The organism is uncultured Aquimarina sp. (genome assembly GCF_947492405.1).
Classification (GTDB): Bacteria; Bacteroidota; Bacteroidia; order Flavobacteriales; family Flavobacteriaceae; genus Aquimarina.
The window spans coordinates 296811-315354 of sequence record NZ_CANLMP010000001.1 but is presented as its reverse complement, the minus strand read 5'-3'; the positions used below and the strand labels follow the sequence as shown (position 1 = coordinate 315354).

Below are 18544 nucleotides of genomic sequence, written 5' to 3'. Positions count from 1 at the left end.
AGCCTAAATCGTATTGGCATATTGTTTTTTGTATTCTTTTATTGCATTCCATATGTTTTGGACAGAACGTATAATGTCTTTATTTTTTTCCAAAGAAGTATTCATAAAAAATATAGCTCCTATTTTTTCCTTTTTATTAAAGTACATCAACGTTAGTATTCCGGGATCAGATCCATTATGCCCCATTTTTCCGGTAGGAGAAACTTCCCAAAAGAATCCATAATTATCTCTTAATTCTTTTTTAGTATTATAGTGTTCTTTGGTTAACTTTGGTGACATCATTTCCTGAAAAGATTCAGTTTTAAGTATACCATCTTCTCCATAATATCCTTTCATAAGACCTTGCAGATATATAGATAAATCTTTTATACTACTTTTAAATCCTCCATCAGGATATGTGCTCAATTGATACTTTGGGATTTCATTCCCAGCTTCAGTATATATTGAAGCATATTGTTCTGCACTTCTAGATTCGTATGACCAACCTGAACTATTCATTTGTAATGGATCCAAAATATGTTGTTGTGTATACTCTGGAAATGAAGTATTTGTTACTATTTCGATAATATATGCTAATAAAGCAGATCCTACATTAGAATATCTATACCTATCACCTGGTTGATCCTTTAAAAAATTACTTTTCTTGTACCATTCTCCTTTTGGAGTTAAATGATTTTTCAGAAAGCTTTCCAAACTATATTGTTTATTAGACTTCATTAGTTTAAGTTCTCTATATTCTTCTTTGGTATAGTTTTCTTCTTTTAATTCTACACCCTTTTCAAAAACATAACTCTTTTCGTATGCATCAGTATCTAAAATTGAAGATGTATGGGTCGCCAAATGTTTTACAGTAATTGGAACTTCTGAATATTTAGGATGATTTATTTTAAAAGGTAAAACATCATTAATAGGAGTATCTATTGTAAGCCTTCCTTCTTCAATAGCTTTCATTAAAGCTATCCCTATAAAAGTTTTAGAAACAGAGCCAATATTTTGTAATGTATTTACAGTATATCTTTTATTAGTTTCTATATCAGCGTAACCAAATCCATTTTGATAAAGTATTGTATCAGGTGTCATTATAGAAACTCCAAAACCAACTATTTTACTTGTTTTATATATAGAATCTATCTCTTTATTTAACTGATTAACTGATGTTTGCGCATTCGCATAAAATGACATGACCAAGCACAGAATACTACTAATTGTTCTCATAATTTTTCGTTTTTTGATTGATGATTGATGATTGATGATTGATGAAATTTCTTTATTTTAAATTAAATGTGAGACCTACTCCTCTTACACTTTCTATTGTTATATTATTATCTTCTTTAAAATACTTTCTTAATCTACTAATAAACACATCCATACTTCTTCCTGAGAAGAAATCATCATTACCCCAAACATCTTTTAATAAGTGTTCTCTTTTTATCATTGTGTTTTTATGATCATATAGGTATTGAATTAAGATGGTTTCCTTTTCTGTAAGCTTTTGTCGCTCTTCATTTAATTTTAGACAATGATTAGTTGCATCAAACTTATAATCTCCTATAGAAATGACTTCTTCGCGGATGGCTTGAACCTTTTGTGATCGTTTCAGAATATTCTGAAGCCTTAGCACCAAAATATCTGCTTCAAAAGGTTTTACGATATAATCATCTGCCCCAAGTTTTAAACCTCGAATTTTATCTTCTTTCATTTTTTTTGCAGTAAGAAAAACAAAAGGAATTTCCGGATTTAATTCTATTACTTTTTCTGCCAATGTAAATCCATCCATCTTGGGCATCATTACATCAAAAACACAGATATCAAATTGTTCTTCGGAGAATATTTGCAAAGCTTCTTTTCCATCTTGAGCCCAAATCACTTTATACCCATGAAGCTCTAAATATTGTTTTAAAATACTTCCAAAATCAAAATCGTCCTCTGCTAATAATATATGTTTCATACTTATTCGGTTATTGGTAATGTTATGGTAAATGTAGTTCCTAAATCGGGCTTACTTTCTAAAGAAATTACTCCTTGATGTGCCTTAACTATCTGGCTGGTATAAAATAATCCTAATCCTAACCCTTTTACATCATGAACATCTCCTTTACTGACACGATAGAACTTCTCAAAAATCTTACGCTGTTCTTTTTCAGAAATTCCGATTCCATTATCATGGATAGATATCTCATAATGATCATCTTTTAGGTAAGTTCTAAAAACGATTTCTACTTTTTCATTTCCATATTTTACAGCATTATCCAAAACATTTAATAAAGCTGTGGTAAACATAAATTTATCTATCCTTAAATGCACTTCTCTAAATTCAATCTTTGAGGCAATACTGACTTCTTTGTTCTGAACAGAAAGTTCAAAATCATTCAAAACATTCTGAAAATATGTGTCATCTAATATTTCTTCTTTTTTAAGTACTATTTCTTCAGATCCTAAACTATTAGTAACTACCTGATCAACAAGTTTCTGTAATCTATTGTTCTGACGATCAAGGATATCTAATGTACTTGTAAATGCATCAGAAGAATTCTGTATTTCTTTTTTCCTCAGACTCTTAGAGGCAATTCCTAAAGTCGCCATTGGAGTTTTAAGTTCGTGGGTAATATTATTTATGAAGTCAGTTTTTATATCTGCTAGTTTTTTCTGGCGAATCAAGTTTCTGATAGAATAGAAAAACAAACTAACTACGAAAAGAAATAATAGTACTGAGAAAATAAATAGCATAGCCATCTGCTTAAATACTATTCGTTTCCATCCTATTATGTTAATATAATCTTCAGTTCTAACTTCTATATCCAAAGACACATTGATTGATCCGTCATTAACTTCGCTTTCATAATCAAGATCTGTAAACCAGCGAGCTTTACTCATTAGCACTTCATCTTCTTTAGGAAATTTTTCTCCAAAAGCATATATATTCTCTCCATCAACAGCAGAAAAAATAGTATCCATTTTTTCGCCTTCAAAAATCACAATACTCTTAATATCTTTTTTGTACTGTATATCATATTCTAAATTACGGCTTGCAATTTCTTTTTTATAATATGTTATGAATAGGTCGTTTAAAGAATCTGTTTTAGGTCTAAATTTATTAAGTGCTTCTTTCTTTTGAATCTTTTTTTTCTTGTAATCCACTAAACTTTCACTCAAATAAGTATACCAGAGCTCTGCTAACGAATCCATCTCTTTTGTGTTATCAATATTGCTTATAGCTCTTTTTGTTTCCTTGATAAACACATCTTTCTTTAATTGATATGTATTATGTATCAAATATGCCTGTATAGCACATAGCGCTAATAAAGCTATAATCGATGTAATAATAAGTGTATTTACTTTCTGCTTCATTATAAAGATTCTTTAATAATTGCAATTGCTTTTTGCAATTGATCCTGGGTATCTAAGATATAATGTTTTGGACTAAAATCTTCTCTAGTTGTTCCATTCATATGAAATAACTTTTTTACAAGTAAAATAAAATCATCATCATTTTGAATTGTATTTACAGAAGGTTGATAAATCCTTCTTTCATCCAAATTGGTTTTCTGAACATCAAGATCTTTCCGATACTTTGTTTGTCCAAAGGAACTAGACACTACAAATAAAATGATGATGATTCTTAGCATTACTATTCGCTTTTTGATTGTTGATGAGATCAAAATTATAGCATACTCTTAAACAAACCGAAGAATTCAGCTCCGTTAACCCACCGTTAACGTTAACAAATCTTTATCACCTTATAAAACAAAGGGTTTAAGAGGTTAAGTTAATACTGCATCCAAAAGGATAAATTATTACATTTGCTGACTAATAATATCCGTTGTCTATTGATTTCTATAAATTAGAAATTCGTCAATTCGAGTACTTCGACCATAGGAAGAAGTGTATCGAGAATATGATTTCGGGTTAAAAAAGCTATTCTCGATACAATTTTTCTGCATTTTATTCCGAAAAACCACTCGAATCGATGCTTTTTATCTTATTAATTTTAAAATTTACTACAGGTTAACAAAACACATCTTTTCATGCAAGCATATTTAAAGCTAATTAAATTCGATAATCTTATTCTTATAGCCATAGCACAATTATGCATTAAATATGGTCTTTTTGAACCTTTTGATATTGCAATAACCTTAAATGGATTCGGAATTTCACTTTTGATTATCGCTACCATTTCTTTGGTTGCAGCGGCAAACTGTATGCTATATATTGAAAACAGAGAATATGTTATTAATAAGCAAAACACAAATGCAATAATCTCTGAAAAGATCGCTAATCGTCTTTTTATAATTTTTAATGTTATTGGTGTTGCGATTGGTTTTTATCTATCCAACATTATAGGAAATCCTAAGTTAGCTGCTTTATTCATAGTGGTTTCTGGTATATTTTATATCTACGCTACCTATTTAAAAGAAATTTTAGTTCTAAAAAACGTGGTTATAGGTGTTCTTATGGCTTTGGCTTTAATTTCTGTTGCCATTTTTGATTTACTTCCCGCTATTACTGATCAAAACAGGGATTCGCAGAAAGTTATCTTTCTAATTATAGTTGACTATTCCATTTTTGCATTTACGATCGTTACTATTAGAGAAATTGTAAAAGATTGTTTCTCAATAGACAAAGATCATAATGCTGGCATACAAACAATTCCCATTGCATTAGGAAAGGATCGCACAGTAAAACTGATTGGTGGATTAACAATAATTCCGATTGGATTAATTATCTATTATGTCTATACATATTTATTTAGTAATTCTACTGCCGTTGTTTTAGTTTTGGGACTCTTGGTAGCACCTTTATTATATTTTATGTTTAAAAGCTGGAGTGCGGAAACTAATAAAGACTTTAAAACGTTGAGCTTCATTTTAAAACTTGTATTATTTATCGCATCCCTATCTATACTGCTTTATCAATTTATTTTATTGTAACACATGCTAAGAGAATTATTAAAGAATCACAACGTTATTCTAGCGTCCGGATCACCTAGAAGACAACAATTTTTCAGGGATTTAGATTTTGACTTTACTATTCAACTGAAAGAAGTCAACGAAATATACCCCGATCATCTTAAGGCATCCGCAATATCAGATTATCTGGCAAAACTAAAAGCAGATGAATTCACACAATTAAAACCAAACGATATTTTAGTCACCAGTGACACCATAGTTTGGCATCATAATAAAGCTATCGGAAAACCTAAAGATGCACAAGACGCTAAAAATATGATAGAATCATTATCAGGAGAAACTCACGAGGTAATTACATCAGTATGTTTTAAAACGGCTACTACCATCAAAATTTTAAATCAAACCACAAAAGTTACCTTTAAACCACTTACATCTGAAGAAATAGACTATTATGTAGATACGTTTTCTCCAATGGATAAGGCAGGTGCGTATGGCATACAAGAGTGGATTGGATATATAGGTATTACTCATATAGCAGGAAGTTATTTTAATGTTATGGGACTTCCTGTTCAACTTGTTTATGAAACGTTAATGGAACTTGCCAGATCATAGCTTTATCGTAATTTGCTTTATAAAAGCATAAAAAAACATATTATGAAAAAGTCATTGCTCTTATTCGGAATATTAGGTGTTTTGATAATTATTGCGTGCAGTAATATCAAAGCAGATGAAAAGAACAAAAATGCTGAAAAAGTAATTATCAAAAATACAGCAACAGCATTAAAACCAGCAAAAGAACTTTCGGAAAGCTTTAAAAAATACTGGTATGCCGGTAATGCAGAAATTACATCGTATCAATTAGAACAAGCGAGATATGGTGAAATTAGAGAAGGAAAAGCAGTTCTCATTTATGTAACCGAAGATTTTCTTAGTAAAGAACAAGTCAAAGCAGATTATCAAAACAAAGAAAACATAGCTGTTCTAAAGTTAAATGCTACCAAAAAATTTAATACAGGTATTTATCCATATTCAATTATGCAAAGTACTTTTTATCCTGTAGCAGACAATCAGCATGCCATAAAAATATCAAGTTCTATGCAAGAGTGGTGTGGACATGTCTATGCACAGTTAAACAATAGAAAGAAATTTGATATTATGTCTCACTCCTATTTCCAGGGAGAAGCTGATCAGAATTTTTCATTAGAAAAAGATATTCTAGAAAATGAATTATGGGCAAAAATCAGAATCGATCCTAATAACTTACCACAAGGGGATTTAAAGATCATTCCTTCTCTAGAGTACTCCAGACTCAAACACAAGGAGATTAAAGCATATTCAGCAAAAGCTACCTTACAAAAAAACACTACTTCTAATGTTTACACCATAAACTATCCAGAATTAGATAGAAGTATTAGCATTACCTTTACTAGTTCTTTTCCATACGAAATAGAAGGCTGGACAGAAACTTTTAAAAGTGGATTTGGAGCTAATGCACAAGAATTAACTACAAAAGCTACGAAATTAAAAAGTATTAAATCTGCTTATTGGGGAAAGAACAGTAATAAAGATGAGGTATTAAGAGATTCTTTGGGATTGAGATAAGCTAAATACACTTTTTCGACCTTAAAACACTGAAAATCAAAATAAAAAAAAGCACTCTGCACTAAGAAACAATTGTTGAGGTATATTAGGAAAACTGAGCTTTTATTAAGAAATTGGTATTGCCAAAAAATTAAACTTAACAAATCTACTTAATTATGAAAAAGCATGTGTTATGCATATTGTTTGTAATAGGTTTAAATGGAATCCAAGCACAATCATTATCTGATTATATTGTAATTGACCAGTTTGGATATAGACCTAATTCAGATAAAATAGCGGTAATTAGAGATCCTCAAACGGGCTTCGACTCTGATGAATCTTTTAGCCCAGGAAACACATATGCATTAGTAAATTCATCTAATAATCAACAGGTTTTTACGGGAACACCTATAATATGGAATACCGGTGCTGAAGACACATCTTCAGGAGATAAAGCTTGGTGGTTTGATTTTAGTAATTATTCCATTTCAGGAACTTATTATATTCTTGATGTGACTAATAACCTTCGTTCTTTCGAATTTGAAATAAGAGAAGATATCTATAACGAAGTATTAAAACAAGCGGTAAGAACCTTTTACTATCAAAGAGTAGGGTTTACTAAAGCCCTCCCTTATGCAGAAGCGAATTGGGTAGATGATGCTAGCCATATGGGATCATTACAAGACACTCAATGCAGAAGTTATGATGCTCCTAATGATCCTACAACTGAAAAAGATGTAAGTGGTGGTTGGTATGATGCTGGTGATTATAACAAATACACCAATTGGACTTCTAATTATATATATGAAATGTTACTTGCCTATACAGAAAATCCTGATGTTTGGGGAGATGATTATGACATCCCAGAATCCGGAAATAACATCCCCGATATATTGGATGAAGCTAAATGGGGAATGGATCACTTATTAAAATTACAAAATAATGATGGTAGTATGATTTCAGTAGTTTCAGAAAGCCATGCGAGTCCACCTTCTTCTGCTACTGGTCAAAGTCTTTATGGAGATATAAACACAAGTAGTACCTGGAATTCTGGGAGTACATTTGCTTTTGGAGCTAAGATATTTAAGTCATTTGGGATGACTGTTTATGCCAACACCTTAGAACAGGCGGCGGTAAATGCCTGGAACTGGGCTACGGCAAATCCTAATATTATCTGGAGAAATAACGATGCCACTAATGGATCACAAGGAATTGGTGCTGGACAACAAGAAGTAGATGATTATGGAAGGGCAATGTATCGCTTAAGAGCTGCAGCGCATCTATATGAAATTACTGAACAGGAAAACTATAAAACTTTTTTTGAAAATAATTATACAGAAACTCATATGATTGCCTGGAATTTTGTTTTTCCTTTTGAAGCTAGAGAACAAGAAACCTTACTCTACTACACCAGAATTCCAGGAGTTTCTACCGATGTAATTGATAACATAACCAACACCTATAACAGTTCAATGAATTCAAACGCTATTAATTTTATGTCATTTGATAATAAAGTTGATCCGTACATGGCTCATTTGGAAACATATACTTGGGGAAGCAATAATACAAAAGCAAAGAAAGGACTTACTTTTTACAATATTAAAGAGTATGAACTAAATACTTCTCGAGCTTTGGATGCCGAAAAAGCTGCAGAAAATTATATTCATTACTTACATGGAGTAAATCCTCTAAACCTAACATATCTAACAAATATGTATAATTTCGGTGGTGATCGTTGCGCAAATCAAATATATCATACTTGGTTTCAAGATGGAACTGATTGGGATGAAACTGGAGTTTCTCTATATGGTCCTGCTCCTGGTTTTGTCCCTGGTGGACCTAATCCAAGTTATGATAGAGATCAATGTTGCAATAGTAGTTGTGGAAGCTCTGCCAATGATGCTTTATGCAATTCTATTTCTATATCTCCCCCAAAGGGGCAACCGAATCAAAAATCTTATTTAGACTTCAATAATAATTGGCCACTAAATTCCTGGTCAATCTCAGAAAATAGTTGTGGATATCAGATAGCTTACATAAGACTTTTATCTAAATTCGCTTCAGAATCTGGAGCCTTATTATCTAATAACACACCAAATATTGAAACTCCCAAATTGGTATTATACCCTAATCCAACCAAAAATTCAATCAAAATCCAATTTCCTGAAAATATAGATACAACAAATTTCACTATTACTATATCTTCTATTATTGGAAAAAAGTTGATCCAAACTGAAGTTAAAGACTATATCAATGTTTCAAAATTAAATCAAGGAATTTATATTCTTAAAGCTGAAACCGCCAATAGAAGCTTTAGTCAAAAATTTATTATTCAATAAAAACAATCACGTAATAATCACATAACAATGAAACTAACTGAAACTGAAATTACCTCTCGACTTGAAAAAATGGATGGTTGGGAATATGAAGATAATGCACTTCATACATCATTCGAATTCGAAAACTTTAAAGATGCTTTTTCGGCTATGTCTCGTATTGCTTTTGAAGCTGAAGCATTAAACCATCATCCTGATTGGTCCAATGTATATAATGTAGTTAATGTAAGTCTGTCCACACATGATGCAGACGGCGTTACTGAAAAAGATTTTCAACTTGCCAAAGCTATTGATGGAATTGTAGAAGAAGAATAAAAATTAAGTGGAAATGAATATGTATTTGTGAAACATTTGGTTTCTACTTATGTTTGTATTCAGATTTTAAATTTAGATTATGGGAAGAGCTTTTGAGTTCAGAAAGGCACGTAAGATGAAACGTTGGTCAGCAATGTCCAAAGCATTTACTCGTATTGGTAAAGACATTGTAATGGCTGTAAAAGAAGGTGGTCCGGATCCAGCTTCTAATTCACGTCTGAGAGCAGTAATACAGAATGCAAAGTCTGTAAACATGCCTAAAGACAATGTAGAACGTGCAATTAAAAAAGCTTCTGACAAAGACCAAAGCGATTATAAAGAAGTCTTATTTGAAGGGTATGCTCCACACGGAATTGCTATTCTGGTAGAAACAGCTACTGATAATAATAATAGAACAGTTGCTAATGTTCGATCCTATTTTAATAAATGTGATGGTAACCTAGGAACCTCTGGTTCTGTAGAGTTTATGTTTGATCATACCTGCAATTTTAGAATTAATGGAGAAGGACTTGATCCTGAAGAAATAGAACTAGAATTTATAGATTTTGGAGCAGAAGAAGTTTTTCAGGATGAAGACGGTATATTGATTTACGCTCCTTTTGGTAGCTTTGGTGCTATCCAAAAAGAATTAGAAAGCAGAGAAATTGAAATCTTGTCATCTGGTTTTGAACGTATTCCGCAAGTAACTAAGAAACTTACTCCAGAACAAGCAGCTGATGTGGAAAAGCTTCTGGAAAAAATAGAAGAAGATGATGATGTACAAAATGTATATCATTCTATGGAAGAGTCGTCTTCTGAAGAGTAAACAAAAGCATAACAATACTTTATGAAAAGACTGCCTAATTAGGTGGTCTTTTTTTGTTATGTTTAAAAAGTATTTACGACCTAATTAAAAATCAATACAATTATGAAGCATTGGATCTTTTTGGCATTTCTTTTTCTGGGATTATTTTCTCAGGCTCAAAATATGAACAATCATACGTTAGGTGAAATTATTACCAGAAAATCAGATACTTTAAAAGGAATATCAGGAAACTGGCAATTTGTTTATAAAGAAACTCCTATGTTATGTATTACGGATGCAAAAAATAACAGAATGCGAATTATAGCACCTATTACAGAATCCAGTAATCTTGATAAAGATTTACTATTAGATTCTATGACAGCAAACTTTCATTCTGCTCTTGATGTAAAATATGCGATTTCTAATGGGATTTTATGGTCTGCGTACGTACACCCTTTGAAAGAATTAACCACAGAACAGGTAGAAAGCGCTATATCGCAAGTTTATCTTGCAGCAAAAACTTTTGGAACAACCTTTTCCAGTACAGAATTACTTTTTGGAGCAAGCGCTTTAGAAGAACAAAAAGAAGAACCTAAAAAGGAGATTATAAAAAAAGAAAATACTCGAAAGTTTTAAGATTCTGGTTCAAAACTATATTCTGGGACTTTTCCTTTTACACCTTTAAAAAAGCTATACATAGATTGTAAATCTTTATCAATATCATCTGTAGGATAAAACGCTGAAGATATTACTGCTTGTTTGTTTCCAAAGTCAAAAGCAACCATAATGATAGGCACATTAGCAGCTTGAGCGATATAATAGAAACCTGTTTTCCACGAAGTCACTTTTTTCCTTGTTCCTTCTGGAGCCAATGTTAATCTAAGCTCATCACGTTTCTCGAACTCTTTTGCGATCGCTTCAACCTTGTTTTGACCAGGAGTTCTATCTAACGCAATCCCTCCTACTTTTCTAAAATACCAACCAAATGGCCATTTAAAAAGCTCCTTCTTACCCATAAAACTTATTTTAACACCAGCAACTTGTCGGATAAGTAAACCAATATAAAAATCATGCCAACTAGTATGTGGAACTGCAATAACAACGCACTTCTTTATATTATCATTGTCAAAATCTCCTATCATCTTCCACCCCAAAATTTTGTGAAATATAAAAGATGATAGTTTTCTCATGATTATCTGATTATAGTATTATTAGGCTTATAATGTACGATAAATTGCCTTTAACGTATCGGCATTCATCTTTTCTTGCCAATTTTTGCCTAAAGCGTTTTCCCATAAAGGTACCAAACCTAGAGCTACAGATGCCATAGTATCTAGTTGTTGTTCTGTTACATTAGCACAAATTCCTGTAGGGAGTTTAATGTTATGAACTTCTTTCATTTTCTTAAAAAGCGCTACTCCTTCAGGATAATAATCTCCTAACTTATCAAAAACAATACAGTTCCCTATTCCGTGCTTCGTTCCTAAAACGTATGCTAATCCATAACTCATAGCATGTGCAACGCCTACCTGCGAATAAGCAATACTCATACCTCCATGCCAAGAAGCCATCATTAGTTTGGCATCTGCCTCTTCTTTATCTAATGTGTTTTCTAGAAAGATCTCTTTGCAAAGGTCATATGCTTTCTCACCATAACTTTGACTAAACGCATTGAGATAAGTACCATTTAAAGATTCTATACAATGAATATAACAATCCATCCCCGTATAAAACCACTGATCTTTAGGCACCTCTTTTATCAATTCTGGATCCAGAATTACCTGATCAAAAGGTGTAAAATCAGAATTGATACCTAATTTCTTTTCAGGACCTGTTAATACTGTTGTCCTTGAAACCTCTGCTCCTGTTCCCGAAATCGTTGGAATTCCTACATGATATACAGCTTTATTATCTACAAGGTCCCAACCTTGGTACTCTGTAGCACTACCGGTATTGTTCATCATAATAGCTACAGCTTTTGCAAGATCCATTATTGATCCGCCACCAATACCAATAATACCGCTTGGTGTAAAACTGTATGTACTCTTAAACTCTGAAACTAATTGGTCTACCTGAGAAGTTTTAGGTTCTTCTTTTGTAGATACGTAAACTATACTATCATTTCCTGATAAATTTATCCTATCTTCAATAAACGTTTTATTATTTTCAAAAACATCATCGATAAGATAAATAAAAGGGGCTCCACTTTTTCTTTCTGGAGAGAGGATTTGTTCTAGTTGATTAAAGGATCCTTTACCAAAAACCACTCTTGGTACCATAGGAAAATTCTTATGGATTGATTCTTTAACGTTAGAAGTAACCGTAGATGTAATATTCAAAAGATTTTGTTTATTAATTAAATTCCTTGCTTTTTCTAAATCTTCCGGGGTATCTATTTCCACACCTTCGTGGTGTGTTTCTATCATTTTTATGTTCTTACCATACTCCAAATATCTAATACACTCAATCTTTTCTGAAGCTTCTAAAGTTCTCATCGGTAGGCGATAAAAATCCAGAATTGCTTGCTTTCTGAATGCATAAATTCCTTTATGTTTATAATATGTATGGCTAATTTCTTTATCTCTAGGATATGGAATTGGAGCGCGAGAAAAGTATAAAGCATAATCGTCTTTGTCTACAATTACTTTCACGCTATTTGGGTTCACGATATCATCCCAATCATTCATTGGAGTCATAAGACTTGCTAGATCTATTTTATCTGCATCATCTCCCTGAAACACTTCCAAAACTTTTTCAAGACTTTCTCTTTCGGTAAAGGGCTCATCCCCTTGTACATTGACTACGATATCAATATCCATATTCTCCACAGCTTCGGCAATTCTATCACTCCCGCAATCATGGTCTTTAATACTCATGATAGCTTTACCACCGTGAGCTGTAATTTCTTTAAAAATAATATCGCTATCAGTAACCACATAAACTTCACTAAATAACGATGTATTTACTGCTGCTTCGTATGTTCTAAGAATAACTGATTTCCCTTCAAGATCCTGCATTAATTTCCCAGGAAATCGGGATGCAGCATATCTCGCAGGAATCATTGCGATGGTTTTCAGATTAGTTTTGTTCAAAATTGTGTGCTTTTTGAAGGATCAAAAATAACTTTTTTAAATCGATTTTCAAGAAGAGCGAGTAAATAGTTTTTTATAAACTTTTCTTAAACCAAAGAACAACAGTATTACCAAAATAATTGCCAAAGGTGCTATAAAAATAGATACCAAAGACATCACAGATGCTGTTCCAGTTTCTACAGTCGCTATAACAGGATTTGCCAATCCTCCTGTAGTTGCTGTAGATGTTAGTCTAGACGCTCCCATTGTGCTTTTTACAGTAGTTGCTGTTCCTCCACCTGCGATAATAGCTAGTGCCCAAGTTACTGTAGGACTCAGATTAGCAACAGTTGATACCATAACCGCAGTACCCGCTATTGCGGCAAGTGGAATCGCTATCGTATCCAATAGATTATCAAACCAAGGGATATAATATGCTAAAATTTCAACTATTGTAGCTATAGATAGAACGAGCAACGCTACATTACTCCCTACCCATTCCCAACTAGAATTTAACGGAATAACACCATAATGACCTGCCAAACTAACTGCTAATAACGGCAAAAACACTCTAAAACCAACAGAAGCTGCCAATCCAATTCCTAAACATATGCTTAAAATTGTTTCTTGCATTTATAAATAAATTTAATTCTCAATAAAAAAATCGTCCTTAAACCCAATAAGATACAGTTTTTCTTTAGCTCTAGTAACCGCTGTATACAACCACCTTAAATAATCTTTGTTAATCCCATCAGGAAGATAAGGTTGTTCTATAAAGACAGTATCCCACTGTCCTCCTTGAGATTTATGACAGGTGATCGCATAAGAAAATTTCACTTGTAATCCATTAAAAAACTTATTGTTTTTCACACCAAGAAACTTTTTATATTTTGATTTTTCACCTTCAAAATCTTTCATTACTTCTTGATATAACTTATTAGATTCTTCATAGGACAAAGAAGGTGTTTCTGAAGTTAAAGTATCTAAAATCAAAACGGTTTCCAATGGTTTTTGATCCGGATAATCAACCATAGCTATTTTCACTTCTGCAAAACGAAAACCATATAATTCTTTTATAGCATATATCTCCAAAATTTTAATAATATCTCCATTTGCTATAAACCCTGCTTCACTCTTATTGTCCAACCAAAAGTAATTATTCTTTACAACCATTAGGTAATCTCCAGCTGAGAGTTCTTCTTCCTGAAAAAGTATTCTGGAACGAATTTGTTGGTTATATATATTGGCTCTTTTGTTAGATCTCAAGATAATTACTGATTCCTCATGACCTGAACTGGCATAAGAATCATTTAAAGCATCCATAATATCATGTCCATCAATTAGCCTTATAATATCTGGATATCCTTCTATATTAAATTGAAAAGACTCATAAAACCCATCATTAAGCAGTTCTCTTAATGATGTTGCATTCATTAGAATACCACTGTTTTCAGCTTGTCTTACTACTTCATCTAATTCTATTTGGGTTACTTCTTTATTAAAACCCATTGATAAATTATCGGCATCCAAAGCTGGACTTACTTCTAATTTAACCGGAGGTAACTGAGCTGTATCACCAATAAAAAGGATTTTACAATTATGACCTGAGTACACATACATCATTAAATCATCTAATAATGATCCATTTTCAAATAGTTTACTATCACTAGGAGTGTCTGGAATCATAGAAGCTTCATCTACAATAAAGATGGTATTTCTGCTTTTATTTTGTTTTAACTGAAAAGCAAGACCTCCACTACTTGTTTTTTTTGGATAATAAATATTTCTGTGTATTGTTTGTGCTTGTCTGCCCGAATAGTTGCTAATTACCTTCGCAGCACGACCTGTAGGAGCCAATAAAACAGAATTTAATCTCGCTTTTCCAAGGTTTTTGACCAAAGTTCCTATTAAAGTTGTTTTTCCTGTTCCTGCATATCCTTTTAATAAAAAAAGTGAATCTTTTGTGCCTGATAATATAAAAGCAGAAAGCTTCTGAAGTACAATGTCCTGTCTTAGAGTCGGTTCAAAAGGAAAATCGTCTTTTAACAATTGATAAAATTCTGTTTCCCTCATGAAATATCCATAATACTTAAATTCATATTCTGTTAATAAATCAAAGATAGTAATGATTTTTTGGCTATAAACTTTTACGATTGAAAAAAAATTGTAGATTTGCGTATACACTAATGTCTAAAAGCTAAATTATAAAATGAAAATTGTTCTTCAATTAGTTCTATGGGTAGTTATCGCAGCCTTGGGTTACATGGTATACAATTCTGTAATGGGTCCTGTACGATTCAACAAAATTAAAAAAGTGCGTTATGCAAAAGCTATCGAAAACTTAAGAGATATTCGACAAGCAGAACTAGCTCATAATACGGTAGTTGGTAGATTCGAAAAAGATCCGGCCAAGTTAATTGCTTTTATAGATACTGCTAAATTTACTCTTACACAACGTAGAGATTCTAGTTTTATCAGATTTAATAAAATTTTACAGATAGATGAACCAAGAGATACTGTAGTTGTTGATACACTTGGTTACGCATCTATAAAGGATTCTTTGTTTGGAGGAAGCGATCGCTACAAAACTATGATGAATGTGCCTGTAGAAGGTAAAGACGCTAAGTTTGACCTTGATGCTGGTTTTATTGATAAAAACGGAATTAGAATTAGCGTTTTTGAAGCTAAAGTCTCTAAGGATATTTTATTACACGATCTAGATAAAGATTTACTATATCAAGAAAAACAAGTAAAATCTGTAGAAGGTGTGGATGGACCATTCTTATCAGTTGGTTCGATGCAAGAAGTAAACACTACAGGTAATTGGCCAAAAACTTATGACTCAAATACAACAGAACAAGAGTAATACTTTTGGTAATACAAAATATACATTGTCCATTCAGGTAAGCCTGAATGGACTTTCTTTTTGTACAGTAAATTCTGATAACGAAGTAATTGCCTTAGAGAAAGATGATTTTGGTATACATTTATCTCCAGAACAAGTATTAGAAAAGATAAAATATAGCTTTGATCACAATACAAATCTAAGACACAACTTTGATGTTGTAGAAGTTATTTATCAAAATGACCTCTATACTTGTGTTCCAAAGGCTTTGTTTGATTCTGAATCTCTAAAAGATTATCTAAAACACAATATCAAAGTATTAGAAAACGATTTTATAGCGTATGATGAATTGGATCAACACGAAATAGTTACTGTTTATATTCCTTATACCAATATTAATAATTTCTTTTTTGAAACTTTTGGATCATTTACCTATAAGCATTCTGCTACAATACTAATTGATAAGGTTTTATCAAAAGAGAAAAATACCGAAACTACGAGAGTTTTTGCACATATGAATTCTAAAACATTCGATCTGGTAATCACTAATAAAGGAAAATTACTATTGAGTAATTCATATATTTATGAAACCAGTGAAGATTTTTTGTATTATGTGATGTTTGCTGCAGAACAATTAAGATTGAATCCAGAAGAGTTTACATTAATTTTCTTAGGTGATATTTCTAAAAACAGCTCTTGTTACGACATTGCACATAAATACATACGTCATGTGGGTTTTGGGAACAGAAACAACAATACCAAATTCTCTGAAACTTTACCTTCTATTGATAATCACCAACATTTTATTTTGTTAAATCATTTTTAGTATGCGAATTATCTCTGGAAAATATAAAGGAAAAAGACTACAGGCCCCGAAAAAATTACCTGTACGACCTACAACGGATATGGCCAAAGAAGGGTTGTTTAACATCCTAAATCATCATTATGTATTTTCTCAGGTTACATTGCTTGATCTTTTTGCAGGAACAGGTAACATCAGCTATGAGTTTGCCTCACGCGGTGCGGATAATATTACAGCCGTTGATTCGCACTATGCTTGTGTAGGCTATATAAAAAGTATAGCAAAAGAGCTTGATTTCGAAATAGAAACCATAAAAAGTGATGTATATCATTACTTAGAAAAAGTAAAACGTACATCAGATATTATCTTTGCCGATCCGCCTTATGATTTTACAAATGAACAGTTTGCAAAGATTGCCGAATTAGTTTTTGAGCACGATTTACTTAATGAAGATGGTATTTTAATTATTGAACACTCTAAGCACACTAAGCTTGATGATGTTGCCAATTTTAGCAATGCTCGTAAATATGGAGGATCTGTCTTTAGCTTTTTCGAAAAAAGTAAACCTTAGCATACTACCCTAAAAAAGGTGGTTAAAGATATTTTTGTCTAAATATATACACTCATCCACATTTTTCTGTAGAACTTCCACAAGATTAAGTTTTATAGTTTTTAAGAATTTAACTTAGAACTATATAACTTAATAAATTTTTCACATTATGATTAACAAAATCAAAAACTTAGGGACTTCTCTTAACAAAGAACAACAAAAGGAGATCAACGGAGGAAATATCGGTGGAAGACGATGTAATACAAATTCAGACTGCTGGAATATGTCTCCATTCTTGGGGCCTGGAGATGTTTCTTGTAGATACACTCCTTTTTCTGGATTTAAGGTATGCCAATTTAATTAAGAGGATTTATTCTCATTAATTAAAATAATTAAGGAGTTATACCATCTGTGTAACTCCTTATTTCATAATGCTACATTATCTGTTTTTCTTTTTTGAAGGAACTCTAAATGCTCTCCTTGCTTTTATCTTATTATATAATACAATTACCACTGCAAAAAGCGCTAACAAAGCAAATCCACCTCTACCCAATAAGTAATCAATAATTTCCATAGCTATAATTTTACTCTAGAGTCGATAAAAATAGTAGATACTTACAGTTTTTCTAATCTTCTTAACTATAAAGTTTAGGCAGATAATATCTAAAATATTAAATGAAATTTATTCTATTTCTCTGTAAGAACTATAATAAAAAAACAATAAACACTTAACCAGTCATCACGGAGGTACGTATAGAATATTCATCTATGCTAGAAAGATTACTAAGCGAATGAATCTGATGTGAAGTATTGCTTATGATATCTTCATAATACGCCAAAGTCCTGGCATCAAAACCAGGAGTATCTTCTGCCGTGATTTTAAATATATCCATTTGATAAATAAAATTATTTAGAATATGATGACTAGAAGATAGCATTGCTTTATAAATTTTTAATTTTGCATTTTCCAATTTGATTCTTTTGACACGCCTGCGCATATCAAATACCCAAAAAACGAAAAACAAAAGGAAAGGAATAATAAACTCATCGAACTCGAATTGCTCTATGCTGGACATAAATACCAATACTTGTTCAAAAAGGTCTAGTTCTAAAAAAATAGCGGAAAAATAAACGAACGCGGATATTACAAATCCGATGATCGTAAGTTTGTAGTTGTTCATTGGAGGGGTCGTGAGGTTTAAGTAATGACGATTTGTGATTGTTTTTAATACATTATGATTTTTATTTCTGGATAAAATCATATAGGGATCAATTGTTAAGCCGGATAAATGTACACAAAATTTAACAAAAAAACGGTTTAACCGTAACTTATTAACAATGCACGCATAGTTA

The 18544-nt window shown here is 32.0% G+C and carries 21 protein-coding genes; 11 read left to right on the top strand and 10 right to left on the bottom strand.

All coding sequences use genetic code 11. The features are described 5' to 3' along the window. Positions 1 to 3 precede the first annotated feature (3 nt). The 4 genes from Q0829_RS01290 to Q0829_RS01275 are packed head-to-tail and all read right to left on the bottom strand — an operon-like array spanning position 4 to position 3626. Positions 4 to 1215: a serine hydrolase domain-containing protein gene (locus tag Q0829_RS01290; protein WP_298539002.1), complete on the bottom strand. Its 1212-nt coding sequence runs from the start codon at positions 1213 to 1215 to the stop codon at positions 4 to 6. A 52-nt stretch (positions 1216 to 1267) separates the two neighbouring features. Then, complete coding sequence (locus tag Q0829_RS01285; RefSeq protein ID WP_298538999.1) at positions 1268 to 1948, bottom strand: response regulator transcription factor; 681 nt, start codon at positions 1946 to 1948, stop codon at positions 1268 to 1270. Positions 1949 to 1950: 2 nt separating this feature from the next. Further along, positions 1951 to 3348, bottom strand: a complete 1398-nt coding sequence (locus Q0829_RS01280; RefSeq protein WP_298538997.1) for a HAMP domain-containing sensor histidine kinase — start codon at positions 3346 to 3348, stop codon at positions 1951 to 1953. Then, positions 3348 to 3626: a hypothetical protein gene (locus Q0829_RS01275; RefSeq protein ID WP_298538995.1), complete on the bottom strand. Its 279-nt coding sequence runs from the start codon at positions 3624 to 3626 to the stop codon at positions 3348 to 3350. Before Q0829_RS01275 ends, Q0829_RS01280 begins: the two co-directional genes overlap by 1 nt. Before the next feature lie 399 nt (positions 3627 to 4025). Here Q0829_RS01275 and Q0829_RS01270 point away from each other — a divergent pair, with 399 nt between their 5' ends. The 7 genes from Q0829_RS01270 to Q0829_RS01240 all read left to right on the top strand — a co-directional run bounded on the left by Q0829_RS01270 (position 4026) and on the right by Q0829_RS01240 (position 10559). Beyond that, on the top strand, positions 4026 to 4928 hold the full coding sequence (locus tag Q0829_RS01270; RefSeq protein WP_298538992.1) for a geranylgeranylglycerol-phosphate geranylgeranyltransferase: 903 nt from the start codon (positions 4026 to 4028) through the stop codon (positions 4926 to 4928). A gap of 3 nt (positions 4929 to 4931) precedes the next feature. Further along, positions 4932 to 5519 carry a Maf-like protein gene (locus tag Q0829_RS01265; protein ID WP_298538990.1) on the top strand — a complete coding sequence of 196 codons (588 nt, stop codon included), beginning with the start codon at positions 4932 to 4934 and terminating at the stop codon, positions 5517 to 5519. A 42-nt stretch (positions 5520 to 5561) separates the two neighbouring features. Beyond that, the gene (locus Q0829_RS01260) at positions 5562 to 6509 is read left to right on the top strand and encodes a septum formation inhibitor Maf (protein ID WP_298538988.1); all 948 of its coding nucleotides are present in this window, start codon (positions 5562 to 5564) and stop codon (positions 6507 to 6509) included. 155 nt (positions 6510 to 6664) lie between these two features. After that, positions 6665 to 8827 carry a glycoside hydrolase family 9 protein gene (locus Q0829_RS01255; protein WP_298538986.1) on the top strand — a complete coding sequence of 721 codons (2163 nt, stop codon included), beginning with the start codon at positions 6665 to 6667 and terminating at the stop codon, positions 8825 to 8827. A gap of 27 nt (positions 8828 to 8854) precedes the next feature. After that, positions 8855 to 9139 (top strand): 4a-hydroxytetrahydrobiopterin dehydratase, encoded by a 285-nt coding sequence (locus Q0829_RS01250; RefSeq protein ID WP_298538983.1) that lies wholly within the window; start codon positions 8855 to 8857, stop codon positions 9137 to 9139. 79 nt (positions 9140 to 9218) lie between these two features. After that, positions 9219 to 9944: a YebC/PmpR family DNA-binding transcriptional regulator gene (locus Q0829_RS01245; RefSeq protein ID WP_298538981.1), complete on the top strand. Its 726-nt coding sequence runs from the start codon at positions 9219 to 9221 to the stop codon at positions 9942 to 9944. A 102-nt stretch (positions 9945 to 10046) separates the two neighbouring features. Beyond that, positions 10047 to 10559, top strand: coding sequence for a hypothetical protein (locus tag Q0829_RS01240; RefSeq protein WP_298538979.1), 513 nt, complete (start codon positions 10047 to 10049; stop codon positions 10557 to 10559). On the opposite strand, the gene Q0829_RS01235 is transcribed toward Q0829_RS01240, so the two are convergent. The 4 genes from Q0829_RS01235 to Q0829_RS01220 form a co-directional block, all read right to left on the bottom strand. Further along, a complete protein-coding gene (locus tag Q0829_RS01235; RefSeq protein ID WP_298538977.1) occupies positions 10556 to 11113 on the bottom strand; it encodes a 1-acyl-sn-glycerol-3-phosphate acyltransferase in 558 nt (185 codons plus the stop codon). The genes Q0829_RS01240 and Q0829_RS01235 overlap by 4 nt on opposite strands. Before the next feature lie 27 nt (positions 11114 to 11140). Next, on the bottom strand, positions 11141 to 12985 hold the full coding sequence (gene kdsB / locus Q0829_RS01230; protein ID WP_298541191.1) for a 3-deoxy-manno-octulosonate cytidylyltransferase: 1845 nt from the start codon (positions 12983 to 12985) through the stop codon (positions 11141 to 11143). 78 nt (positions 12986 to 13063) lie between these two features. Beyond that, positions 13064 to 13627, bottom strand: a complete 564-nt coding sequence (locus tag Q0829_RS01225) for a DUF4126 domain-containing protein (protein ID WP_298538976.1) — start codon at positions 13625 to 13627, stop codon at positions 13064 to 13066. Between the two features lie 12 nt (positions 13628 to 13639). After that, positions 13640 to 15067, bottom strand: a complete 1428-nt coding sequence (locus Q0829_RS01220) for an AAA family ATPase (RefSeq protein ID WP_298538974.1) — start codon at positions 15065 to 15067, stop codon at positions 13640 to 13642. 136 nt (positions 15068 to 15203) lie between these two features. On the opposite strand from Q0829_RS01220, the gene Q0829_RS01215 reads away from it, so the two are divergent. The 4 genes from Q0829_RS01215 to Q0829_RS01200 all read left to right on the top strand — a co-directional run bounded on the left by Q0829_RS01215 (position 15204) and on the right by Q0829_RS01200 (position 17555). Next, positions 15204 to 15860 carry a hypothetical protein gene (locus Q0829_RS01215; protein ID WP_298538973.1) on the top strand — a complete coding sequence of 219 codons (657 nt, stop codon included), beginning with the start codon at positions 15204 to 15206 and terminating at the stop codon, positions 15858 to 15860. Next, on the top strand, positions 15832 to 16665 hold the full coding sequence (locus tag Q0829_RS01210) for a DUF3822 family protein (RefSeq protein WP_298538971.1): 834 nt from the start codon (positions 15832 to 15834) through the stop codon (positions 16663 to 16665). The genes Q0829_RS01215 and Q0829_RS01210 overlap by 29 nt, the downstream gene beginning before the upstream one ends. Position 16666: 1 nt before the next feature. Further along, positions 16667 to 17212: an RsmD family RNA methyltransferase gene (locus Q0829_RS01205; RefSeq protein WP_298538969.1), complete on the top strand. Its 546-nt coding sequence runs from the start codon at positions 16667 to 16669 to the stop codon at positions 17210 to 17212. 148 nt (positions 17213 to 17360) lie between these two features. Then, on the top strand, positions 17361 to 17555 hold the full coding sequence (locus Q0829_RS01200) for a hypothetical protein (protein WP_298538967.1): 195 nt from the start codon (positions 17361 to 17363) through the stop codon (positions 17553 to 17555). Between the two features lie 75 nt (positions 17556 to 17630). Here the strand turns inward: Q0829_RS01200 and Q0829_RS01195 are convergent, their stop codons facing one another. Further along, complete coding sequence (locus Q0829_RS01195) at positions 17631 to 17765, bottom strand: hypothetical protein (protein ID WP_298538964.1); 135 nt, start codon at positions 17763 to 17765, stop codon at positions 17631 to 17633. 154 nt (positions 17766 to 17919) lie between these two features. Continuing rightward, the gene (locus tag Q0829_RS01190) at positions 17920 to 18372 is read right to left on the bottom strand and encodes a hypothetical protein (protein WP_298538959.1); all 453 of its coding nucleotides are present in this window, start codon (positions 18370 to 18372) and stop codon (positions 17920 to 17922) included. Positions 18373 to 18544 lie beyond the last annotated feature (172 nt).